The sequence below is a fragment of the Burkholderia sp. Z1 genome (assembly GCF_014893795.1).
GTDB classification, from domain to species: domain Bacteria; phylum Pseudomonadota; class Gammaproteobacteria; order Burkholderiales; family Burkholderiaceae; genus Burkholderia; species Burkholderia theae.
Map to the genome: position 1 here is coordinate 1,792,542 of NZ_JACFYL010000001.1, position 20,776 is coordinate 1,813,317.

A 20,776-nucleotide genomic window follows, 5' to 3' on the forward strand; every position below is an offset into this window, starting at 1 on the left:
CCGTGACTTCCCGATTTGCCACGCGCCTGTGTCGCTGGGCCGCGCTTGCCGCGCTGACGTTCGGCACGGCGCCTGCATTCGCCACCTGCCTGAGCGCGCCCGAGGATTTCAATCCGATCGAATTCGGCCCGATGGCCGCCGACCTCGTCGAGGTCGGCGGCGTCGTCGAGTCGACCCGGTTCACGCTGACCGTCACCTGCTCGCTGAATGGCCAGAACGATGCCGAGCCGCGCAATCTGCGGTATTCGAGCGAGTTCGGTGCGCTGCCGGGCATGAACCTGTGGGCAACCAACCTGCCCGGGCTTGCGCTGCGCGTGACGCGCGATGGAGAAAATCTCGGCGGCAACACCGACGGCCTGCTCGGCGTGCACCCGGGCGACGGCAGTGCGCGCGAGTACGTGATCGACATGGAACTCGTCAAGACCGGGCCGGTGACGCCCGGCTTCCTGCAGGGCCAGGCGCTGAGCATCGACGCGTCGGCTGCGATCGGTGATCCCGACCACAACGTCGTGCGCAAACACGTCACGAGCAGCTACGTGCGAGGCGTCGCATGCACGGTCAACACCGATTCGAAGCACCTCGTCGTTCCGCTCGGGGCCGTGCCCGCGACCGCGTTCGACGGTCCGGGCGCGGCTCGTGCATCGCGCGAATTCGCGATCGACCTGACGTGCAGCCCGTACGGCGATCCGCGGCCGACGCCGCTGTCGATCCAGTTGCTCGGCGAGACCGTGCCGGGCACCACGGACATATTGAAGCTGCAAGGCGACGACGCGGCACAAGGTGTCGGGATTCGCGTGCTGAAGGACGATGTGCCCGTGATGCTGAACGCGTGGCACAGCCTCGGCGACGCGAAGGTCGGGGCGACCACATTGCCGTTCATCGCGCAGTACTACCAGTACGGCGAACGCGTAACGGCGGGCTCCGGCGACAGCGTGATGACATTCCTGATCGAGATGCGCTGATGGCGGCCGGCAGGGCGGTGCGTTGTCGCGCCGGATATTTTGAAATCCTTGAGATTGATTATCGGCATCGGATTCGACCTCGATAATTTCATCCACTTATCCATGGCAACCATGAACCGACAACCGATAAAGGATGAATCATGCAGGTGGCTTACCCGATACATACGCAGCGAACGTTGTCCGCCGACGGCCGATACGATCGCTTCTCCCGCGCGCTGCACTGGATCTTCGCGGTCGTGATCCTGTACACGATGGCGGCCGGCTTCGCGCTGCACTTCATCACCGATCCGGGTCTCTGGCGCTTCGTGTCGACGCTCAACATGTCGCTCGCGAGCTGCCTGATCGTATTGTTTCCGCTGCGCTACGTATGGTCGTTCTTCCGCCGGACGCCGCCCGACGTCGAGTCGGTCCCGCAGGGTCAGCGCGCGATCGCGCATCTGGTGCACTCGCTGATTTACGTGCTCGTCGCGTTCGTCCTGTTCAGCGGGTTCGTGATGGTGCCGGACGGATACTGGCTGTTCGGGGTCGTTTACGTGAAGACGCCGTTCAGCGCGGGGCCGGTGACCGAACACTGGTTCGTACGCCACCGGATCGGCTGCTATACGCTGGCCTTGCTGGTGGCGGCACATGCGGGTGCGGCGCTCAAGCATCATTTCGTGTCGAAGAACGACGTGCTGAAGCGGATGCTGTGATGCAGCTTCCGTCGTGCCGGAAGTGATGCGCTATTCGGAGAATAGGGGGCAGATGTTAGCCCGGGCGTGCAAGGCGCCCGGGTATTTTGCTTTCCTGGGCCGGAAATGAAAAAGGCCGGCTAGAAGCCGACCTTTTTAAATACAGATGGTGCCCAGGAGAGGACTCGAACCTCCACGATGTTGCCACCGCTAGGACCTGAACCTAGTGCGTCTACCAATTCCGCCACCTGGGCACGTTTTGCAGTAGCTGCTTGCTGCAAAGAAGCGAAATTATAGCGCCCCAATTATTCGTGTCAACACTTTTTTGCGACGCATCGCAAACCGGCCGCCGTCGCGCCTGCCCGCGGCATTCCCCGTTATTTGGTGACACAGGCGGATGATAGAATGGTCCGCCGCCGTCAATATAGAACTGTCTGACGGACACCTCTATGTTGATGCCGTGCACCATCGGTCAACGCAACGAGAACAATCATCGACAAACCCTTGAGCAAATATCCGTACCCCATTCCGAGCCGTGAAGAGATTCTCGGCGTGCTGCGTACGAGCGACGCGCCGCTGGCCGCCAACGACATCGCCGAAGCATTGTCGATCAAGCGTCAGGAGCGCGAGGGGTTCTTCCGGCGTGTCGCCGCGATGGAACGCGACGGCCAGATCCGCCTCGACAAGCGTGGCCACTACCAGCTGACCCATCCGTCGAACTTCGTCGCCGGACGCGTGCAAGGGCATCGCGACGGCTACGGGTTCGTGATCCGCGACGACGGCCAGGACGACCTGTTCTTGCCGAACGGCGAAATGCAGAAGGTGATGCACAACGATCGCGTGCTCGCGCGGATCGTCGGCTACGATCGCCGCGGCCGCCCGGAAGGGCATGTGGTCGAAGTCACCGATCGCGCGAACAAGCGCGTGATCGGCCGCCTGCTCAACGAGAACGGTGCGCTGATCGTCGCGCCGGAAGACAAGCGCATCGGCCACGACATCCTGATCACGCAGAACGTGAAGAAGGCGAAGGTCGGGCAGGTCGTGGTCGTCGAGCTGACCGATTTTCCGAGCCGTCATTCGCAGCCGCTCGGCCGTGTCGTCGAAGTGCTCGGCGATATCGACGATCCGGGCATGGAAATCGAAATCGCGGTGCGCAAGTACGGCGTGCCGCATGAATTCAGCCAGCCGGCGCTCGACGAGGCCGCCGCGCTGCCCGACAAGGTGCGGCCGACCGACCTGCGGTTCCGCGTCGACCTGCGCGACGTGCCGCTCGTGACGATCGACGGCGAGGACGCCCGCGACTTCGACGACGCCGTCTACTGCGAGCCGGTCAAGGTCGGTCGCGGCGACGGCTATCGTCTGATCGTCGCGATCGCGGACGTGTCGCACTACGTACAGCCGGGCGGCGGGCTCGATGCCGACGCGCTCGAACGCAGCACGTCGGTCTATTTCCCGCGCCGCGTGATTCCGATGCTGCCGGAAAAACTGTCGAACGGCCTGTGCTCGCTGAATCCGCAGGTCGACCGCTGCGTGCTCGCGTGCGACATGGTGATCACCGCGCGCGGCGAAATCAAGGCGTATCAGTTCTATCCGGCCGTTATCCATTCGGCTGCACGCCTCACGTACACCGAAGTCGCGGCCGTGCTGTCGAACACGAAGGGGCCGGAGGCCGCGCGTCGCGCGGACCTGCTGCCGCACCTGCAGGATCTGTACGGCGTCTACAAGTCGCTGTTCGCCGCACGGCAGAAGCGCGGCGCGATCGACTTCGACACGACCGAGACCTACATCGTCTGCAACTCGCAGGGCAAGATCGAGCAGATCGTGCCGCGCCAGCGCAACGATGCGCACAAGCTGATCGAGGAGTGCATGCTGGCCGCGAACGTCTGCGCGGCCGATTTCCTGAAGCGCAACAAGCATCCGGGCCTGTACCGCGTGCACGCGGGGCCGACGCCGGAGAAGCTCGAGAACCTGCGCGCGTTCCTGCGCGGCATGGGCCTGTCGCTCGGCGGCGGCGACAAGCCACATGCGAGCGACTACGCGGCGCTGATGGCGCAGATTCGCGACCGGCCCGACGCACAGATGCTGCAGCCGATGCTGCTGCGCTCGATGCAGCAGGCCGTCTACAGCCCGGACAACATCGGCCACTTCGGTCTCGCGTACGAGGCGTATGCGCACTTCACGAGCCCGATCCGCCGTTATCCCGACCTGCTCACGCACCGCGCGATCTACGCGATCCTGTCCGGCAAGAAGTACGTGCCGAAGGCGCCGGACGGCTTCGAGCTGAACACCGCGCTGTCGCCGCGCGCCCGCGCGATGCAGCAGGCCGACGACGAAACGCGCGGCCGCTCGCGCCCGAACACGGCGATCTGGGAAGAGCTCGGCCTGCACTGCTCGGCGAACGAGCGGCGTGCGGACGAAGCGTCGCGCGACGTCGAGGCATGGCTCAAGTGCTACTTCATGCGCGACAAGCTCGGCGAGGAGTACGGCGGGATGGTGAACGGCGTGACGTCGTTCGGCATCTTCGTGCAGCTCGACACGCTCTTCATCGAAGGGCTCGTGCACGTTACGGAACTCGGCTCGGACTACTTCCAGTACGACGAGATCAAGAACGAGCTGCGCGGCGAACGGACGGGCATCCGCTATCGCCTGTCGGACCGCGTGCGCGTGCAGGTCAGCCGTGTCGATCTCGACGCGCGCAAGATCGATTTCCGTCTCGTGCGCGATACGCCGGTGAAGGCGCCGCGTCCGTCGCCCGCGCCGGCTGCCGCAGGCGCCGATCGCAACGGCAACGGCCCGCGCGTGCGTGCGTTGCCGCCGGCGGAGGACTCCGCACCGCGTCGCAAGAAGGCCGCGAGCGCACCGAGCGTCGCGGTACAGGAAGCGCGCGCCGCGCGTACCGCCGCGAAGAAGAAGGGCGGTAATGGCGGTAGTGGTGGTGGCGGTGCGGCGGCGAAGCCGACCGCGAAGAAGACACGCGCCCGCAAGAAGTATTGAGCGTTCGGGGCGGCGCAAGCGCACGCCCTGCAGTATCGAGAGACGCCGCGTCACCGGTCATCGGCCGGCAACGCGGCGCTTTCCTTTTCCATGGATCGCGGCCGCGCGCGTCGCGCGGCCGCACGTTTGATCGAAGGTTGTTCCAGTCATGTCACGTCTGAAGGTTCTTTACGGTTTTCATGCGGTGACCGCACGTTTGCGGCACGATGCATCGACGGTTGCGGAGGTGCTGTATGACCAGACGCGCCGCGACCGCCGCATGCAGGACTTCCTGCACACCGCGAAGGAAGCGGGCGTGCGGCTGATCGCGGCCGACGAAACGCGCCTGTGGGGCCTCGCCCATACCGAGCGTCACCAGGGTGTCGTCGCGCGCGTCGAGGACGTCCCGCTCGCGCAAAACCTGTCCGAGCTGCTCGACGGCATCCAGGGCCCCGCGCTGCTGCTCGTGCTCGACGGCGTCACCGATCCGCACAATCTCGGCGCGTGCCTGCGCGTCGCCGATTCGGCGGGTGCGCACGCGGTCATCGCGCCGCGCGACCGTGCGGTCGGCCTGAACGCGACCGCGGCCAAGGTGGCGAGCGGCGCGGCCGATACGGTGCCGTACATCACGGTGACGAACCTTGCCCGCGCGTTGCGCGAGCTGAAGGAAGCCGGCGTGTGGATCATCGGCACGTCGGACGAGGCGTCGTCGACGCTCTACGACACGAAGCTCGACGGCCCCGTCGCGCTCGTGATGGGCGCGGAAGGCGAAGGCATGCGCCGGCTCACGCGCGATACCTGCGACGACGTGATGAGCATCCCGATGGCCGGCAGCGTGGAAAGCCTGAACGTGTCGGTCGCCAGCGGCGTGTGCCTGTACGAAGCCGTGCGCCAGCGGCGCGTGAAGGGCTGACGCAGCCCGTCTCGCGCGATGCGCGCGGGCCCGACCCGAACGACGCGTGCCGCGATGCGATGCGGCACGCGGCTCCCCGGAATTCGCGACCGATGACCCTGCTTCGTGTTGGCGCATCCTGCGCCGTGTTATGCCTGCTGGCTGCCTGCACGTCGCCGTCGCTCGTCGAACGCGGCACCTACTACGCCGACACGAGCCAGCACGCGCGCGGTGCCGATTCGCGGATCCGTTTTCTCGTGATGCATTACACCGAAAGCGACGAAGCGAAATCGTTGCGCACGCTGACGGGCGATTCGGTCAGCGTGCATTACGTCGTGCCGCCGCAGCCGCGTATCGAACGCGGGATGCCCGTCGTCTACCAGCTCGTGCCGGAATCGCAACGCGCATGGCACGCGGGTGTCAGCGAGTGGCAGGGCACGACCGAGCTGAACGCGGCGTCGATCGGCATCGAGAACGTGAACCGCGGCCCGCTCGATCCGCAGAATCGCACCTGGCAGCCGTATCCGCCCGAACAGGTCGACGCGCTGATCCGCCTGTCGAAGGACATCGTCGCGCGCTACGCGATTCCGCCGACGCGCGTGGTCGGGCACAGCGACATCGCGCCGCAACGCAAGATCGATCCGGGGCCGCTGTTTCCGTGGCATGCGCTGGCCCAGGCCGGCGTCGGCGCATGGCCGGACGATGCGACGGTTGCCGCGCGGCTCGGCGGCCGCGATCCGCACGCGCCGGTCGATGTGCGCGAACTGCAGCTCAAGCTCGCGCGCTACGGCTACGACGTGCCGACCGACGGCGTGCTCGATGCACGTACGCGACGCGTGTTCGCGGCGTTCCAGATGCATTTCCGGCCGTCCGACTACGCGGGCAATCCGGACGCCGAAAGCGATGCGATCGCGCAGGCGTTGCTCGACAAATACTTCCCCGGCTCGCAACCGGCGGACAACGCGCCCGCGGCGGGCGCGCCCTGAACCCGCGGCGCACCGCGCGCCGAAAAACGCGGGCTGTCATCCGAGTACGGTAAACTGGCGGTTTTCCGCAATCCCGCAGCATTCCCACTCCATGACTCAAGACAAACTCAAACGCCTCGTCGGCCAGGCCGCCGCCGACTACGTGATCCAGAACGTGCCGGAAGGCGCCGTGATCGGCGTCGGCACCGGCTCGACCGCCAACTGCTTCATCGACGCGCTCGCCGTCGTCAAGTCGCGCTACCGCGGCGCCGTGTCGAGCTCCGTCGCAACGACCGAACGCCTGAAATCGCACGGCATCAAGGTGTTCGACCTGAACGAGGTCGATTCGCTGCAGGTGTACGTCGACGGCGCCGACGAGATCGATGCGAGCGGCGCGATGATCAAGGGCGGCGGCGGCGCGCTGACGCGCGAGAAGATCGTCGCGTCGGTCGCCGACACGTTCGTCTGCATCGCGGACGCGAGCAAGCGCGTGCCGGTGCTCGGCGCGTTCCCGCTGCCGATCGAGGTCGTGCCGATGGCGCGCACGGCGATCGGCCGGCGCGTGACCGAGCTCGGCGGCGTGCCGGTGCTGCGCGTGACGAAGGACGGTGCACCCTACATCACCGACAACGGCAACGAGATCATCGACGTGAAGGGGCTGCAGATCGCCGATCCGCGCGGTTTCGAAGCACAGGTGAATGCATGGCCGGGCGTCGTGACGGTCGGTTTGTTCGCCGAGCGCGGTGCAAATCTGTGCTTGCTCGGCACGGAAAACGGCGTTGAAACGATCGTGTATTCGGCTAATTGAAAGAAATGAAAAGCAGTCCGTAACGGCGTGTTACATCCGTAATGGATTGAATGTTTAAATCTTGTGGAAACCGGGGCCCGGCAAGCGCAGTGCGCTTCCCGGGCCTTTTTTGAAGCCTTATAAATCACCCCGTCAAAAAGAGGGATAACCCTGTCAGGTGTTTACCAGATAGCGAAATATCCCCGAACTCATCAACTTATAGATCATAAGAACAGTAGTAACCAGGGCCGGCGGAACTGCGGAGCAGGTGTTCGCAAATCGACGCACGGGGAGGTGTTATGGAGCAGGGCAAAGACCGGTCACTGGTCGCCAAAGTGATGGATGGGCTTGTCTCGGGTATCGTCGAAGACAAGTACGGCGGCATCTTGCCGCCGCAAGATGTGCTGTCGAAAGAGTTCGATGTGAGTCGCACCGTGATGCGGGAAGCGTTGTCGATGTTGCTTGCGCGCGACATGCTGGACGTTCGACCGAAAGTCGGCACGCGCGTGCGGCCGATGCGTGACTGGCGCATGATCGACGAAGACGTGGTGAGCTGGCGGTTTCGGGCAAAACCCGATCCACAGTTCATGCGCGACGTCATCGAATTCCGGATGCTGATCGAACCACGTGCGACCGCGCAGGCGGCGGTGCGTGCGACGGCGGCTGACATCGCGGGTATCCGCGAGGCGTTCGATGCGTTCAAGGTGCTGCAGCCCGGCGACACGGGCTACGACACGGCGGACGAGTTGCTGCACACGCGGATCGTGCAGGCGAGCGGCAATCAGTTCTTCCAGCAGATGGCGGCGATCGTGCGCGGTGCGGTGCGTCTCGTGAATCCGCGCGTCGTGCAGAAGGAGGGGGCGCACGAGATTGCCGTGAAGGCGCATGCGCGTGTCGTCGACGCGATCGAGCGGCGCGATCCGCGCGAGGCCGAAGCGGCTTCGCTGGCGCTGATCGATTTCAGCGCCGACGAAATCTCGCGCGATTTCTCAGTCGACGTGCCGGTGCGTGCCTGACGTTGTTCGTGTCGCTCATCCGAGTGCTGGCGAGCCGTTTATCATGACGGCCGACCGGCAGCGTGCCGGTCACCGTCATACGACCGACACGGAAGATCAGGATGAACGACAACGACCAACGCCCGGTGCGCTTCGGCATCGTCGGTGCGGGCAGCATTGCGCGCCGCTTCGCGCAAAGCCTCGCACACGTGCCGGGTGCCACGCTCGCCGGTGCCTGGGCCCGCCGCGCCGACGCAGCGGCAGCCTTTTGCGGGACGTGCGGCGGCACGCCTGCCACGAGCCTTGAGGCGCTCCTCGCGAGCGATATCGACGCGGTTTATATCGCGACACTCCATGACAGTCACGCGCAGTACACGCTGGCCGCACTTGCCGCCGGCAAGGCCGTGCTGTGCGAAAAACCCGCGACGCTGAACGCGGCGCAACTCGACACCGTGCTGCGTGCGGCACGCGACGCCGGGCGGCTTTTCATGGAAGCGATGAAGCCGCCGTTCTTTCCGCTGTACCGTCAGCTGCGCGCGCACCTGCGGGACGATCCGATCGGCGAGATCCGGCTCGTGCGGGCGGGCTGCGCTTCGTCGTCGGTACCGGACGACCATCCTGTCTATCGCCTCGATCGCGCGGGCGGCGCGCTGCTCGATATCGGGATCTACGAGGCATTTCTCGCGGTCGACTGGCTCGGCGCGGCGCTCGACGTGCAGACGCTCGGCCGCGTCGGCGCGACGGGTGTCGACATGTTCGCGAGCCTGAACAGCGTGCATGCGAACGGCGGGATCGCGCAGCTCTTTTGCGGGCTCGACGTGATGGGACGCGGTGATGCGCTGATCGCCGCGGCGGGCGGCCACGTGACGATTCACGAGAAGTGGTGGAATCCCGCGCGCGCAACGATCCGCTACGCGGACGGGCGGTCGGTCGAACTCGACGCGCCGGTCGACGGCGGCGGGTTGAACTACGAGACCGCGCATTTCTGCGACCTGCTGCGCGCGGGCGCAACCGAGAGCCCGATCATGACGCACGACCATTCGCGGCAGATGATCGCGATGACCGATGCGGCGCGCGCCGCGCTCGGCGTGCGCTATTCGGGCGAGTAGGCGGAGAAAGTGGGGCGCCGGGCACGCGTGCCCGGCGGATGGCGTGCGCTCAGTGCCGCGACGGCAGCGACAGGCGTTTTTCGTACCAGCGCTGCACCCACTCGAGGATCTGGCACAGGATCCAGTACACGGCCGCGGCGGCAAGATAGAGCGGCAGCGGCTGATAGGTCGCCGCAATTACTTCCTGCGCGCTGCGCAGCAGTTCGGTCACGGTGATCACGGACACGAGCGACGTGTCCTTGATCAGGCTGATCAGGCTGTTCGACAGGCTCGGCACCGCGATGCGCAGCGCCTGCGGACCGATCACGTAGCGCAGCGTCTGCCCCCACGACAGCCCGAGGCTGTACGCGGCCAGCCATTGGCCGCGCGCGATCCCGTTGATCGCGCCGCGCATGCTTTCGGACATGTAAGCCGCGACGTTCGCGGACAGCGCGATGACGCCGGCCGGCGTCGGGTCGAGCGAGATGCCGAGGCTCGGCAGCCCGTAGTAGATGACGAAGATCTGCACGAGCAGCGGCGTGCCGCGCATCAGGCTCACGTACGCGCGCGCCAGCCACGCGAGCGCGTTGACCCAGATGCGTTCGAAGCCTTCGAGCGGTTCGCTCTGGCGAATGCCCATCATCGCGAGCATGACGGCGCCGAGCAGGCCGAACACCATCGACAGTACGGCGAACTTGACGGTCAGTACGGCGCCCTGGGCGAGCACCGGCAGCGATTGGACGAGCAGGGACGTTGTCGACATGGAATACGAATCGAATGCTTGCGCGGAAGCGCAATCATAAACCGGACGAATAAAACAAAGGGCGGCATCGTTGCTGATGCCGCCCTGTTCGGCTCGCCGTCAGGCGGGAAATGCAGGCGTGCTTACTTGATCGGTTTCGTCACGTCGATGCCGAACCACTTGTCCGAGATCTTCGTGAACGTGCCGTCGGCCTCGAGTTGCGCCATCGCGTCGTCGATCGCCTTCTGGAACTGCGGGTTGCCCTTCTTGAACGGGATGCCCGACGGGTTCGCCGAGCCGACGTTCGCGCCCGGGCGCAGCGGCAGCTGCGAATTCTTCGTCAGGTAGGCGAGCATCAGGCGATCGTTGAGCGCTGCGTCGAGGCGGCCGGCCGCGAGATCGCGCAGGTACTCGGGCGCGCCCGGGTACGTCTTCACGTCGATGCCGGGCACCGACTTCGCCATGTCCATGTAGTTCGTGCCGAGCGCGACGCCGAGCTTCTTGCCTTTCAGGTCATCCAGCGACTTGAACTGGCGCGTGTCGTCCTTGCGCTGGATCAGCTGCGCTGACGAATACGTGTACGCCGGCGAGAAGTCGAGCGTTTCCTTGCGCTTGTCGGTGATGCCGACCTGGTTGGCGATCACGTCGAACTTGCCGGCCTGCAGGCCGGCGATGATGCCGCTCCATTCGGTCGTCACGAATTCGGCCTTCACGCCGAGTTTCGCGGCCACGGCTTTCGCGATGTCGACGTCGAAGCCGACGAGTTCGCCTTGCGGGTTCTTCGAGTTGAACGGCGGGAACGTGCCTTCAAGGCCGATGCGCAGCGTGCCGCGTTGTTTCACCTGGTCGAGGAGGTCGGCCGCATGCGCGGTGGCGGCGGCAAACGACGTGCCGATCATGCCGGCAACCAGCAGCTTCTTCAGCAGCGAAAATTTCATCGTGTGAGCTTCCTTGCCCCGGTGGGGGCTTCTGTTCTGATAGTGCGATCGATGATAGCAAAAACGCAATCGATCGATAAATATCGTTTGTTTATGCCTATATTACTTACGCGACAGGCTCGCGGGCGACGGCCTTCACGCATTCGGCGACGAGTGCGGGGCCGCGATAGATGAAGCCCGTATAGAGCTGGACGAGCGCCGCGCCGGCCGCGAGCTTTGCACGGGCGTCCTCGCCCGAGAAAATGCCGCCGACGCCGATGATCGGCACTGCGCTGCCCACTTCGGCGTGCAGCTTGCGGATCACCTCGTTCGACGCGTCGAACACCGGGCGGCCCGACAGGCCGCCGGCTTCGTCCGCATGCGGCAGGCCCTGGACGGCCGCGCGCGACAGCGTCGTGTTGGTGGCGATGACCGCTTCGATCTTGTGGCGCAGCAGCGTGTCGCCGATTTCCTTGACCTGTTCGTCGTCGAGATCGGGTGCGATCTTCAGCGCGAGCGGCACGAGCTTGCCGTGCAGGTCGGCGAGGCGCTGCTGCTTGTCCTTCAGCGCGGCGAGCAGCGCGTCGAGCTCGCCCGCGCCCTGCAGCTGGCGCAGGTTCTTCGTGTTCGGCGACGAGATGTTGATCGTCACGTAGCTCGCGAACGGGTACACGCGTTCGAGGCAGTACAGGTAGTCCTCGGCGGCCCGTTCGATCGGCGTATCGGCGTTCTTGCCGATGTTCAGGCCGAGGATGCCGCGATAGCGGGCGGCCTGGACGTTCTTCACGAACTGGTCGACGCCGTGGTTGTTGAAGCCCATCCGGTTGATCAGCGCGTCGGCCTGCGGCAGGCGAAACATCCGCGGGCGCGGGTTGCCGGGCTGCGGGCGGGGCGTGACCGTGCCGACTTCGATGAAGCCGAAGCCGAGCGCGGCGAGGCCGTCGATGGCCGCGCCGTCCTTGTCGAGACCGGCCGCGAGGCCGACCGGGTTGCGGAACGTGAGCCCCATCACGGTGCGCGGCGCGTCGGGCACGCGGGCCGACAGCGCGCAGGCGAGGCCCGTGCGGCCGGCCGCGCCGAGCGCGCGCAGCGTGAGGTGGTGAGCGTCTTCCGCATCCATTTTGAACAGGGATGCGCGGGCCAGCGGATAGAGGGAACTGAACACGGGAATTGGGCGGACGGCCGGAATGAATGACAACCCGCTATTTTACCGGGAGTTGCGCGGCAGGGGCGCGCTTCGCTTCGTCGCCCCCGCGGCGGCGTGTCAGCCCGAGCCGGAATGCCCGCCCGGCAACGGCGCGCGGGCCAGTGCCGCGTCGACGGGCGGCAGGTCGATCCGTTCCGGATCGAGCGTCTTCCAGCGGCCGTCGATCAGCCCCTCGAGCGGGTGGAAGTTCGCCTTGTAGGCCATCTTCGGGCTCTCGCGGATCCAGTAGCCGAGGTACACGTACGGCAGGCCGAGGCTCTTCGCCTGCTCGATCTGCCACAGGATGTTGTAGGTGCCGTAGCTCGTGTGCCGGTCGTCGGGCTCGAAGAACGTGTAGACCGACGACAGCCCGTCGCCAAGGATGTCGATCATGCTGACCATGCGCAGCTTGCCGGGCTCGCCGCCCGGCGCGTCGAGGTCGCGGAATTCGACGAGGCGGGAATTGATCCGGCTCTGCAGCAGGAACTGCTCGTACTGGTCGCGGCTGTCGCGATCCATGCCGCCGCCCGCGTGGCGCGCGGACTGGTAGCGCATGTAGAGCGCGTAGTGCTCTTCGTCGTAGTGCAGCGGCGAAACCGTCGCGACGAGCGCGCGGTGCCGCTTCCACATCCGACGCTGCGTGCGCGACGGTACGAACGCGTCGACCGGCACGCGCACCGGCACGCATGCGCGGCAGCCGTCGCAGTACGGGCGATACGTGAAGACGCCCGAGCGGCGGAAGCCGGCCTTCACGAGTTCGGTGTAGATGTCGGAGTTGATCAGGTGGCTCGGCGTCGCGACTTGCGAGCGCGCGATGCGGCCGTCCAGATAGCTGCACGGATAGGGCGCCGTTGCATAGAATTGCAGCGCCGAAAGCGGTGAAAGCGGCAGCTCAGTCGGGTGAGTCATGGGCAGCTCTCGATGCAGGGAAGGAGTGCCGCGCTAGCGCTCGATCCCGGAGGGCGCCGCCGTTTCGGCGGGGCCCGTCAGCGCGGCGAGCACGCGCTTGTCGAACTGCCACGGAATCGGCGGTTCGGCTACCGCGCTGCGCACGTGAGCGACAAAGGCCTTGCGTGCGATCTCGCGGCCGCCGAGCGACGCTAGATGCGACGTATTCTGCTGGCAGTCTATCATCTCCAGCCCCTGCTCGCGAAGGTGGGCGACGAGCGCGGCCAGTGCGATCTTCGATGCGTCGGTGGCATCCGCGTACATCGATTCGCCGAAAAACATCCGCCCGAACGACACACCGTACAGGCCGCCGACACGGCGCCCGTCATGCCACGTCTCGATGCTGTGCGCGTTGCCGGAGCGATAGAGCGACGTGTACGCGTCGATGATCTCGGCGGTGATCCACGTGCCGCGCTGCCCGCGGCGCGGCGCCTGCGCGCAGGCGCGCATCACGCCCGGAAAATCGTGATCGACGCGCACTTCCCATTCGGGCCCGCGCAGCACGCGCTTCAGCGTCTTGCGCAGCGACGGCGACACCTTGAATTCGGCCGGCACGAGGATCATGCGCGGGTCGGGGCTCCACCACAGCACGGGCTGGCCGTCGGAGTACCACGGGAAGATGCCGCGCCGGTACGCGTCGATCAGGCGGGACGGCAGCAGGTCGGCGCTCGCGGCGAGCAGCCCGGGCGCGCCGGTCGCGGGACCGAGCGCGCGTTCGATGGACGGAAACGGATCGTCCGGGCCGAGCCAGGGGACCATGGGTCGCGGGCTCAGCCGTTGCGCAGCGAGCGGAAGATATCGCCGGTGTGCACGCCGTAGTCGCCCGCGGCGCGATCGGCGAAGAAGAATCGCAGGGTCTGGCTGACGGTCGGGAACGCGATTTCGTCCCACGGGATGTCGGCTTCGTCGAACAGCTTCACCTCGAGGCTTTCCTCGCCGGCTTCGAAGGCGGGATCGGTGAGCCGCGCGAGATAGAACAGGTGAACCTGGTGCACGTGCGGCACGTTGAGCAGCGTGAACAGGTTCTGCACCTCGACGCGCGCGCCGGCTTCCTCGAGCGTTTCGCGCGCGGCGGCTTCCGCCGTCGTCTCGCCCATTTCCATGAAGCCCGCGGGCAGCGTCCAGAACCCGTAGCGCGGTTCGATCGCGCGGCGGCACAGCAGGATCTGATCGCCCCAGACCGGGACCGTGCCGACGACGTTGCGCGGATTCTGGTAGTGGATCGTGCCGCAGTGATCGCAGACGAAGCGCTCGCGGTTGTCGCCCGGAGGAATGCGCGCGATGACTTCGTGACCGCAGACGGAGCAGAATTTCATGTCGAGTGGAAGGGACGAGGTGAATGCGAGTGTATCACCGGGGCGCGGCATTCTCGAACGCCCGCGCATGCGGGCGGGGTGCTGCGCGAAGCGCAGGGCGCGCGTGAAGTGGGGAAGGGGATCGTGCGAGGAAAAACAAAAAGCCCGGCGCGGAGCCGGGCTTTTTGCGTAATTCTGGGCGTTTGGTTGCGGGGGTAGGATTTGAACCTACGACCTTCGGGTTATGAGCCCGACGAGCTGCCAGACTGCTCCACCCCGCGTCCGTCGAAGAAATGAATTATAAGGAGTTACCCGAACGCGTGCAAGCACTTTCTGACAATCGCGTGTCGCGTCTTGTGGGGACGGGACGGTGGGCGCGTGCGCTAGAATCGAACGGTTTGTTTCGTCTCTTCGGCAACGGCGCCTTGCGCGATCGCATCGGCGCCGTTGCGATTCTCATTACGGCATCGACGGATTCATGGACATCGCTCACGATCTGCAATCGATCGGCGCGCAGGAACAGGCGCTCGTGTTTCCCCATTTCGACCCGGCCCGCGCGTGGGCGCTCGGCAACCGGATGCATGCCCTCGCGACATCGCGCGGCCATGCGATCGCGATCGACATCGTCACGTTCGGCCAGCCGCTGTTCTACGCGGCGCTCGCCGGCGCGACGCCCGACAACGCCGACTGGGTGCGCCGCAAGCGCAACGTCGTCGCGCATTTCCGGCGCAGCTCGTATGCAATCGGCCTGCGCATGCAGCAGGCCGGCGCGACGCTGGCGGACAAGCACGGGCTGCCGATCGGCGAATATTCGCCGCACGGCGGCGCCTTTCCGCTGACCGTCGCGGGCGCCGGCGTGATCGGCTCGATCACCGCGTCGGGGCTGCCGCAGCGCGCGGACCACGAATTCGTCGTGGAAGCGCTGTGTGCCGAGCTCGGCCAGGACTACGCCGTGCTGGCCCTCGCGAGGAGCTGAGCGATGCAGCTTCCGGGATACGCATGGCTCGCGATCGCGATCGTCGCGGAAGTGATCGGCACGTCGGCGCTGCGCGCGGCGGACGGTTTCACGCGCTTCTGGCCGTCGTCGCTCGTCGTCGTCGGTTACGGCATCGCGTTCTACTGCCTGTCGCTCACGTTGCGCACGATGCCCGTCGGCATCATCTATGCAGTCTGGTCGGGCGCCGGCATCGTGCTGATCACGCTCGTCGCGATGCTGCTCTATCGTCAGGTGCCGGACCTGCCGGCGGTGATCGGTCTCGGGCTGATCATCGCGGGCGTCGTGGTGCTGAACCTGTTCTCGAAGATGCAGGCGCACTGAACGTGCGACTGCCGTATGCCGGATGGCCCTCATGACCGATTCCACTTCCGCTGCCGTTTCCGCCGAATCCGCCCAGCCCGACGTGCTCGCGTATGTCGCGAACCGCATCGGCTTTCTCGAACTGAACCGGCCGAAGGCGCTGAACGCGCTGTCGGTCGGCATGATCCGGCTGATGCAGCAGGCGCTCGACGCGTGGCGCGACGATCCCGAGGTTGTCGCGGTCGTCGTGCACAGCCCGCACCCGCGCGCCTTCTGCGCGGGCGGCGACGTGCGCTTCTTCCACGACGCGTGGCAGCGCGGCGACCGCGATGCGGTCGACACGTTCTTCATCGAGGAATACACGCTCAACCACGCGATCTTCACGTACCCGAAGCCTTACATCGCGCTGATGCACGGCGTCGTGATGGGTGGCGGCATGGGCATTTCGCAAGCGGCGCGGCATACGGGCGGCCTGCGCGTCGTGACCGACTCGACGAAGATGGCGATGCCCGAAACGCGCATCGGCCTGTTCCCGGACGTCGGGATGAGCTGGTTTCTTGCACGCACGCCCGGCGCGATCGGCCGTTATCTCGCCGTGACCGGCGCGTCGCTCGACGCGGCCGGCGCGCTGTACGCGCAGCTCGCCGACGTCTATCTGCCCGATGCCGCGCTGCCGGCGCTGCTCGACACGCTGCGCAGCGCGCGCATCGACAGCGGTGCGCAGGCCGTCGCGTGCGTGGCCGCCGCGGCGGCAGAACACAAGGTCGTGCCAACGCCCGACACGTCGGCGCTGGCCGATGCGCACGCCGGGATCGACCGGCATTTCGCGCAGCCGGATATCGGCGCGATCCTCGCGTCGCTCGACGCCGAGCAGGATTGCGCGGCGGTCGACGGATGGGTCGAGAAGGCGACCCACGCGATGCGCAGCCAACTGTCGCCGCTGTCGATGGCCGTGTCGCTCGAAGTCGTCGAACGCGCACGCGGCGCGACGATGGGCGATTGCCTGCGGCGCGATCTCGATCTCACGCGCTCGACGTTCGCGCGTGGGGACGTGATCGAAGGCGTGCGCGCGCTGATCGTCGACAAGGATCACCAGCCGGCCTGGCGCTTCAAGTCGGCCGCCGACATCGATCGCGCGGACGTGCTCGCGATGTTCGACAGCCCCTGGACGCCCGATACGCATCCGCTGCGCAATCTGCGCGACTGACGCGAGCCGGGCCGAGTCAGGCGCGGTATCGAAATGAAAAGGCCGCCTGCACATGCAGGCGGCCTTTTCGTTGATGGATGTCGATTCGTCCGCGGTCGAAGGACGCGGAGATCGGGCTCGCGTTACTCGTCGCGCGCGTCGTCCGACATGAAGGCGCGCATGAACACGAGCGCACCGAAGCCCCACACCGCGTTCGCCGCGAAGCCGGCCGCGAGCACGGGCATCATGTTGCCCGACGGCCAGATGCCGCGCAGCGGATCGATCGCGAACACGCGGGCGGCCGTCAGCACGATGCCGCCGAACACGAGCGCGCCGATCCACGATGCCTCGCGTTCCGGTGAGACGCGCAGCAACCACGCCATCGGGATCGCGCAGCACGCACTGATCAACGCATTCGCGACAAATTCAGGAATGCCGAGCGGCGCGAACGGCTGCGTGGAGAAGCCGGTTGCGGCGATCAGGTCGGCCGTGTGAAGGAGTGCGAGCGTGGCCTCGCGGAAGAACAGGGCGGCCAGGAAGCCGGACAGGAATGGCAGGATGACTTTCTGCATCGATGAGCGCACCGCAGGCGCGCACGGCCGGGGCCGTCCGCGCGGAGTTATTCGGAAAGGTGCGTCATTATAGGGCCCGGCCGCCGCGATATTCGCTCCAGCGTCGTGCTAATCACGAAAGCGGAAAACCTAAGCTCAAAAAAATCGTTCCAAAGCCCTGTACCGATCCCTAGACTGATTTCCCAGAAACAGCCGTGCAATCGCGTCCTCGCCCGCTGCACGGCCTGACCGGCGAGCCATCCCGATTCGAACGCACACCATGCATGCGTCGCTCATCCGCGACGCGAGCAGGGCGGTGTTTTTTCCAAATTCCGGCAAGGACAGTCAAGCAGGAGCAGCAGATGAATGTGTTCTGGTTTATCCCCACGCATGGCGACAGTCGTTATCTCGGTACGGCCGAGGGCGCGCGCGCCGCGGATTACGACTATTTCAAGCAGGTTGCCGTGGCGGCCGACACGCTCGGCTACGACGGCGTGCTGCTGCCGACGGGCCGTTCCTGCGAGGATGCGTGGGTCGTCGCGTCGAGCCTCATTCCGGCGACGCAGCGTCTGAAGTTCCTGGTCGCCGTGCGTCCCGGCATCGCTTCGCCGGGACTGGCGGCGCGGATGGCCGCGACGTTCGACCGCCTGTCGGGCGGCCGCCTGCTGATCAACGTCGTGACGGGCGGCGATGCGGCCGAGCTCGAAGGTGACGGCCTGTTTGCCGATCACGATACGCGCTACGAGATTACCGACGATTTCCTGAACATCTGGCGCGGGCTGCTTACCGCGTCGCACGACAACGGCGGCTTCGACTACATCGGCAAGCACCTGCAGTCGAAGGGCGGCAAGGCACTTTATCCGCCCGTGCAGCGTCCGCATCCGCCGCTGTGGTTCGGCGGTTCGTCGCCGGCCGCGCACGCGATCGCCGCCGATCACATCGATACCTACCTGACCTGGGGCGAGCCGCCCGAGGCCGTCGCGAAGAAGATCGCGGACATCCGGGCACGCGCTGAAGCGCGCGGCCGCAAGATCAAGTTCGGCATCCGCCTGCACGTGATCGTGCGCGAGACCGAGGACGAAGCATGGCGTGACGCCGACCGGCTGATCAGCCGCCTCGACGACGACACGATCGCGCGTGCGCAGCAGGCGTTCGCGAACATGGATTCGGAAGGCCAGCGCCGCATGGCCGCGCTGCACGGCGGCAAGCGCGGCGGCCGCGATGCGCTCGAGGTATATCCGAACCTGTGGGCCGGCGTCGGTCTCGTGCGCGGCGGTGCGGGCACGGCGCTCGTCGGCAATCCCGAGCAGGTCGCGGAACGCATGCGCGAATACGCGGACCTCGGCATCGAGACATTCATCCTGTCCGGCTACCCGCACCTCGAGGAATCGTACCGCTTCGCCGAGCTCGTGTTCCCGCTGATCAAGGGCAAGGGTGTGGAGAAGGCGACCGGCCCGCTGTCGGGGCCGTTCGGCGAGATCGTCGGCAACAGCTATCTGCCGAAGGCGAGCCAGAGCTGAGCGAGGAGAGGTCTGCGATGACAACGAAAACATCGACGACGGGCGCCGTCGTGGCCGCCCGCGCATGGCGCGCCGTCGCGCCATGGCTGGTGCCGCTCGCGCTGCTGGTCGCATGGGAGGTCGGCGCGCGCGTCGGCTGGCTGTCGACCCGCGTGCTGCCCGAGCCGGTGGCGGTCGTGCGCGCGGCCTGGTCGCTCGTGACGTCGGGCGAAATGTGGGCGAATGTGAAAGTCAGTACGTGGCGCGCGCTGTTCGGCTTCGCGATCGGCGGCGGCGTCGGCCTCGCGCTGGGCCTCGCGACCGGCCTGTCGAAGGCGGCCGAGGTCGCGCTCGATTCGACGATCCAGATGATCCGCAACATCCCGGCGCTCGCGATGATTCCGCTCGTGATCCTGTGGTTCGGCATCGACGAGAAGGCGAAGCTGTTCCTCGTCGCGCTCGGCGTGTTCTTTCCGGTCTACATCAACACGTATCACGGGATCCGCTCGGTCGACGCGAACCTGATCGAGATGGCGAAGAGCTATGGCGTGCGCGGCTTTGCGCTGTACCGCGACGTGATCCTGCCCGGTGCGTTGCCGTCGATCCTCGTCGGCGTGCGTTTCGCGCTCGGGCTGATGTGGGTGATGCTGATCGTCGCGGAAACGATTTCCGCACAGTCGGGCATCGGCTACATGACGATGAACGCACGCGAATTCCTGCAAACCGACGTGGTGGTGGTCGGCATCCTGCTGTACGCGGTGCTCGGCAAGCTGGCCGACGTGCTGGCGAAATGGCTCGAACGCGTGACGTTGCGCTGGCACCCCGCTTACCAATCAGGAGCAAAGGCATGAATGCGACGACTTCGGCGGCCGCTTATGGCTTGCTCGCCGGCGCAGACCTCGAGGCCGAGCTTGCGCAGGCGCGTGTCACGGACGGCGATGCACGAGACGCGGCGATCCTCGATCGCGACGGCGGCGCATCGGTCGTTCCGCTCGCGCGGCGGCGAGCGGGAAGCCCGGCACCCGACGATGCGGTGACGCTGTCGGGCGTCAGCAAGCGTTATGGCGCGCGCACCGTGCTCGACAACGTCGAGCTCGGCATTGCACGCGGCAGCTTCGTCGCGATCGTCGGTCGCAGCGGCTGCGGGAAATCGACGCTGCTGCGTCTCGTCGCGGGACTCGAGCAGCCGAGCAGCGGTGCGCTCGTGACGCGCGGCGAAGGTGGTGGCGCGCTCGATACGCGGATCATGTTCCAGGATGCGCGCCTGCTGCCTTGGAAAACCGTGCTGCAGAACGTGATGCTCGGCCTCGGGCGCGGTGCGCGCGACGACGCACGCGCGGTGCTCGACGAAGTCGGCCTGCTGGAGCGGGCGAACGACTGGCCCGCGCAACTGTCGGGCGGCCAGCGGCAGCGTGTGTCACTGGCGCGCGCGCTCGTGCACCGGCCGCAACTGCTGTTGCTCGACGAGCCGCTCGGTGCGCTCGACGCGCTGACCCGCATCGAAATGCATGCGCTGATCGAGCGCCTGTGGCGCGAGCATCGATTCACCGCGCTGCTCGTCACGCACGACGTGCAGGAGGCCGTCGCCCTCGGCGACCGCATCCTGCTCATCGAGCAGGGGCGTGTGGCGCTGGATCAACCCGTACCGCTCGACCGGCCGCGCGCCCGCGCATCGGCGGCGTTTGCGGCGCTGGAAGACCGCGTGCTGAAACGCGTCCTCGCCGGCGGGCCCGGTGCGGCCGATCAGGGCACGGTGCATGAAACAGACAACGTTCGACCGGTCGGGCAGATCCGCTGGGCCGTTTAATTCCGGGCGGCTTCG

21 protein-coding genes and 2 tRNA genes are annotated in these 20,776 nt (G+C 66.4%); 14 read left to right on the plus strand and 9 right to left on the minus strand.

Features of this window, described 5'->3' with window-relative positions; all coding sequences use genetic code 11:
• Positions 1–2 precede the first annotated feature (2 nt).
• Positions 3–962, plus strand: a complete 960-nt coding sequence (locus tag H3H55_RS37650) for a fimbrial protein (RefSeq protein WP_193098272.1) — start codon at positions 3–5, stop codon at positions 960–962.
• A gap of 146 nt (positions 963–1,108) precedes the next feature.
• Complete coding sequence (locus H3H55_RS08260; protein WP_319022261.1) at positions 1,109–1,654, plus strand: cytochrome b; 546 nt, start codon at positions 1,109–1,111, stop codon at positions 1,652–1,654.
• Positions 1,655–1,800: 146 nt separating this feature from the next.
• On the opposite strand, the gene H3H55_RS08265 is transcribed toward H3H55_RS08260, so the two are convergent.
• Positions 1,801–1,887, minus strand: a tRNA-Leu gene (locus H3H55_RS08265).
• 250 nt (positions 1,888–2,137) lie between these two features.
• Here H3H55_RS08265 and rnr point away from each other — a divergent pair.
• The 6 genes from rnr to H3H55_RS08295 all read left to right on the plus strand — a co-directional run bounded on the left by rnr (position 2,138) and on the right by H3H55_RS08295 (position 9,354).
• Positions 2,138–4,627 (plus strand): ribonuclease R, encoded by a 2,490-nt coding sequence (gene rnr / locus H3H55_RS08270; RefSeq protein ID WP_193098274.1) that lies wholly within the window; start codon positions 2,138–2,140, stop codon positions 4,625–4,627.
• Between the two features lie 148 nt (positions 4,628–4,775).
• A complete protein-coding gene (gene rlmB / locus H3H55_RS08275; RefSeq protein WP_048243915.1) occupies positions 4,776–5,519 on the plus strand; it encodes a 23S rRNA (guanosine(2251)-2'-O)-methyltransferase RlmB in 744 nt (247 codons plus the stop codon).
• Between the two features lie 92 nt (positions 5,520–5,611).
• Positions 5,612–6,484, plus strand: coding sequence for an N-acetylmuramoyl-L-alanine amidase (locus H3H55_RS08280; protein ID WP_193098275.1), 873 nt, complete (start codon positions 5,612–5,614; stop codon positions 6,482–6,484).
• 91 nt (positions 6,485–6,575) lie between these two features.
• Entirely contained in the window at positions 6,576–7,271 is a 696-nt protein-coding gene (rpiA, locus tag H3H55_RS08285; RefSeq protein WP_193098276.1) for a ribose-5-phosphate isomerase RpiA, read from the plus strand.
• A gap of 278 nt (positions 7,272–7,549) precedes the next feature.
• Complete coding sequence (locus H3H55_RS08290) at positions 7,550–8,266, plus strand: FadR/GntR family transcriptional regulator (protein ID WP_048243909.1); 717 nt, start codon at positions 7,550–7,552, stop codon at positions 8,264–8,266.
• 101 nt (positions 8,267–8,367) lie between these two features.
• Positions 8,368–9,354 carry a Gfo/Idh/MocA family protein gene (locus tag H3H55_RS08295; RefSeq protein ID WP_129514462.1) on the plus strand — a complete coding sequence of 329 codons (987 nt, stop codon included), beginning with the start codon at positions 8,368–8,370 and terminating at the stop codon, positions 9,352–9,354.
• Between the two features lie 49 nt (positions 9,355–9,403).
• Here the strand turns inward: H3H55_RS08295 and H3H55_RS08300 are convergent, their stop codons facing one another.
• The 7 genes from H3H55_RS08300 to H3H55_RS08330 all read right to left on the minus strand — a co-directional run bounded on the left by H3H55_RS08300 (position 9,404) and on the right by H3H55_RS08330 (position 14,702).
• Entirely contained in the window at positions 9,404–10,096 is a 693-nt protein-coding gene (locus tag H3H55_RS08300) for an amino acid ABC transporter permease (protein WP_048243905.1), read from the minus strand.
• Between the two features lie 122 nt (positions 10,097–10,218).
• Positions 10,219–11,013, minus strand: a complete 795-nt coding sequence (locus H3H55_RS08305) for a cystine ABC transporter substrate-binding protein (protein ID WP_193098277.1) — start codon at positions 11,011–11,013, stop codon at positions 10,219–10,221.
• 106 nt (positions 11,014–11,119) lie between these two features.
• Positions 11,120–12,157, minus strand: a complete 1,038-nt coding sequence (locus tag H3H55_RS08310) for a quinone-dependent dihydroorotate dehydrogenase (RefSeq protein ID WP_193098278.1) — start codon at positions 12,155–12,157, stop codon at positions 11,120–11,122.
• Between the two features lie 99 nt (positions 12,158–12,256).
• A complete protein-coding gene (locus tag H3H55_RS08315; RefSeq protein WP_048243899.1) occupies positions 12,257–13,087 on the minus strand; it encodes an arginyltransferase in 831 nt (276 codons plus the stop codon).
• A 33-nt stretch (positions 13,088–13,120) separates the two neighbouring features.
• Positions 13,121–13,885: a leucyl/phenylalanyl-tRNA--protein transferase gene (gene aat, locus H3H55_RS08320; RefSeq protein ID WP_048243898.1), complete on the minus strand. Its 765-nt coding sequence runs from the start codon at positions 13,883–13,885 to the stop codon at positions 13,121–13,123.
• Between the two features lie 11 nt (positions 13,886–13,896).
• Positions 13,897–14,442: an NUDIX hydrolase gene (locus H3H55_RS08325; RefSeq protein WP_011351855.1), complete on the minus strand. Its 546-nt coding sequence runs from the start codon at positions 14,440–14,442 to the stop codon at positions 13,897–13,899.
• A gap of 183 nt (positions 14,443–14,625) precedes the next feature.
• Positions 14,626–14,702, minus strand: a tRNA-Met gene (locus tag H3H55_RS08330).
• Positions 14,703–14,899: 197 nt separating this feature from the next.
• Here H3H55_RS08330 and H3H55_RS08335 point away from each other — a divergent pair.
• From H3H55_RS08335 to H3H55_RS08345, 3 genes are read left to right on the plus strand one after another with little or no spacing between them, the layout of a single operon-like run.
• Positions 14,900–15,397, plus strand: coding sequence for a heme-degrading domain-containing protein (locus H3H55_RS08335; protein WP_129514465.1), 498 nt, complete (start codon positions 14,900–14,902; stop codon positions 15,395–15,397).
• A 3-nt stretch (positions 15,398–15,400) separates the two neighbouring features.
• The gene (locus tag H3H55_RS08340; RefSeq protein WP_128843483.1) at positions 15,401–15,739 is read left to right on the plus strand and encodes a DMT family transporter; all 339 of its coding nucleotides are present in this window, start codon (positions 15,401–15,403) and stop codon (positions 15,737–15,739) included.
• A gap of 31 nt (positions 15,740–15,770) precedes the next feature.
• On the plus strand, positions 15,771–16,925 hold the full coding sequence (locus H3H55_RS08345; protein WP_193098279.1) for an enoyl-CoA hydratase/isomerase family protein: 1,155 nt from the start codon (positions 15,771–15,773) through the stop codon (positions 16,923–16,925).
• Positions 16,926–17,047: 122 nt separating this feature from the next.
• Here the strand turns inward: H3H55_RS08345 and H3H55_RS08350 are convergent, their stop codons facing one another.
• Entirely contained in the window at positions 17,048–17,476 is a 429-nt protein-coding gene (locus H3H55_RS08350; protein WP_048243891.1) for a hypothetical protein, read from the minus strand.
• Positions 17,477–17,817: 341 nt separating this feature from the next.
• On the opposite strand from H3H55_RS08350, the gene ssuD reads away from it, so the two are divergent.
• From ssuD to H3H55_RS08365, 3 genes are read left to right on the plus strand one after another with little or no spacing between them, the layout of a single operon-like run.
• Positions 17,818–18,975, plus strand: a complete 1,158-nt coding sequence (gene ssuD / locus H3H55_RS08355) for an FMNH2-dependent alkanesulfonate monooxygenase (RefSeq protein WP_193098280.1) — start codon at positions 17,818–17,820, stop codon at positions 18,973–18,975.
• Between the two features lie 17 nt (positions 18,976–18,992).
• The gene (ssuC, locus tag H3H55_RS08360; RefSeq protein ID WP_048243887.1) at positions 18,993–19,805 is read left to right on the plus strand and encodes an aliphatic sulfonate ABC transporter permease SsuC; all 813 of its coding nucleotides are present in this window, start codon (positions 18,993–18,995) and stop codon (positions 19,803–19,805) included.
• Positions 19,802–20,761 (plus strand): ATP-binding cassette domain-containing protein, encoded by a 960-nt coding sequence (locus tag H3H55_RS08365; protein WP_193098281.1) that lies wholly within the window; start codon positions 19,802–19,804, stop codon positions 20,759–20,761. Before ssuC ends, H3H55_RS08365 begins: the two co-directional genes overlap by 4 nt.
• The last annotated feature ends 15 nt before the right edge of the window (positions 20,762–20,776 follow it).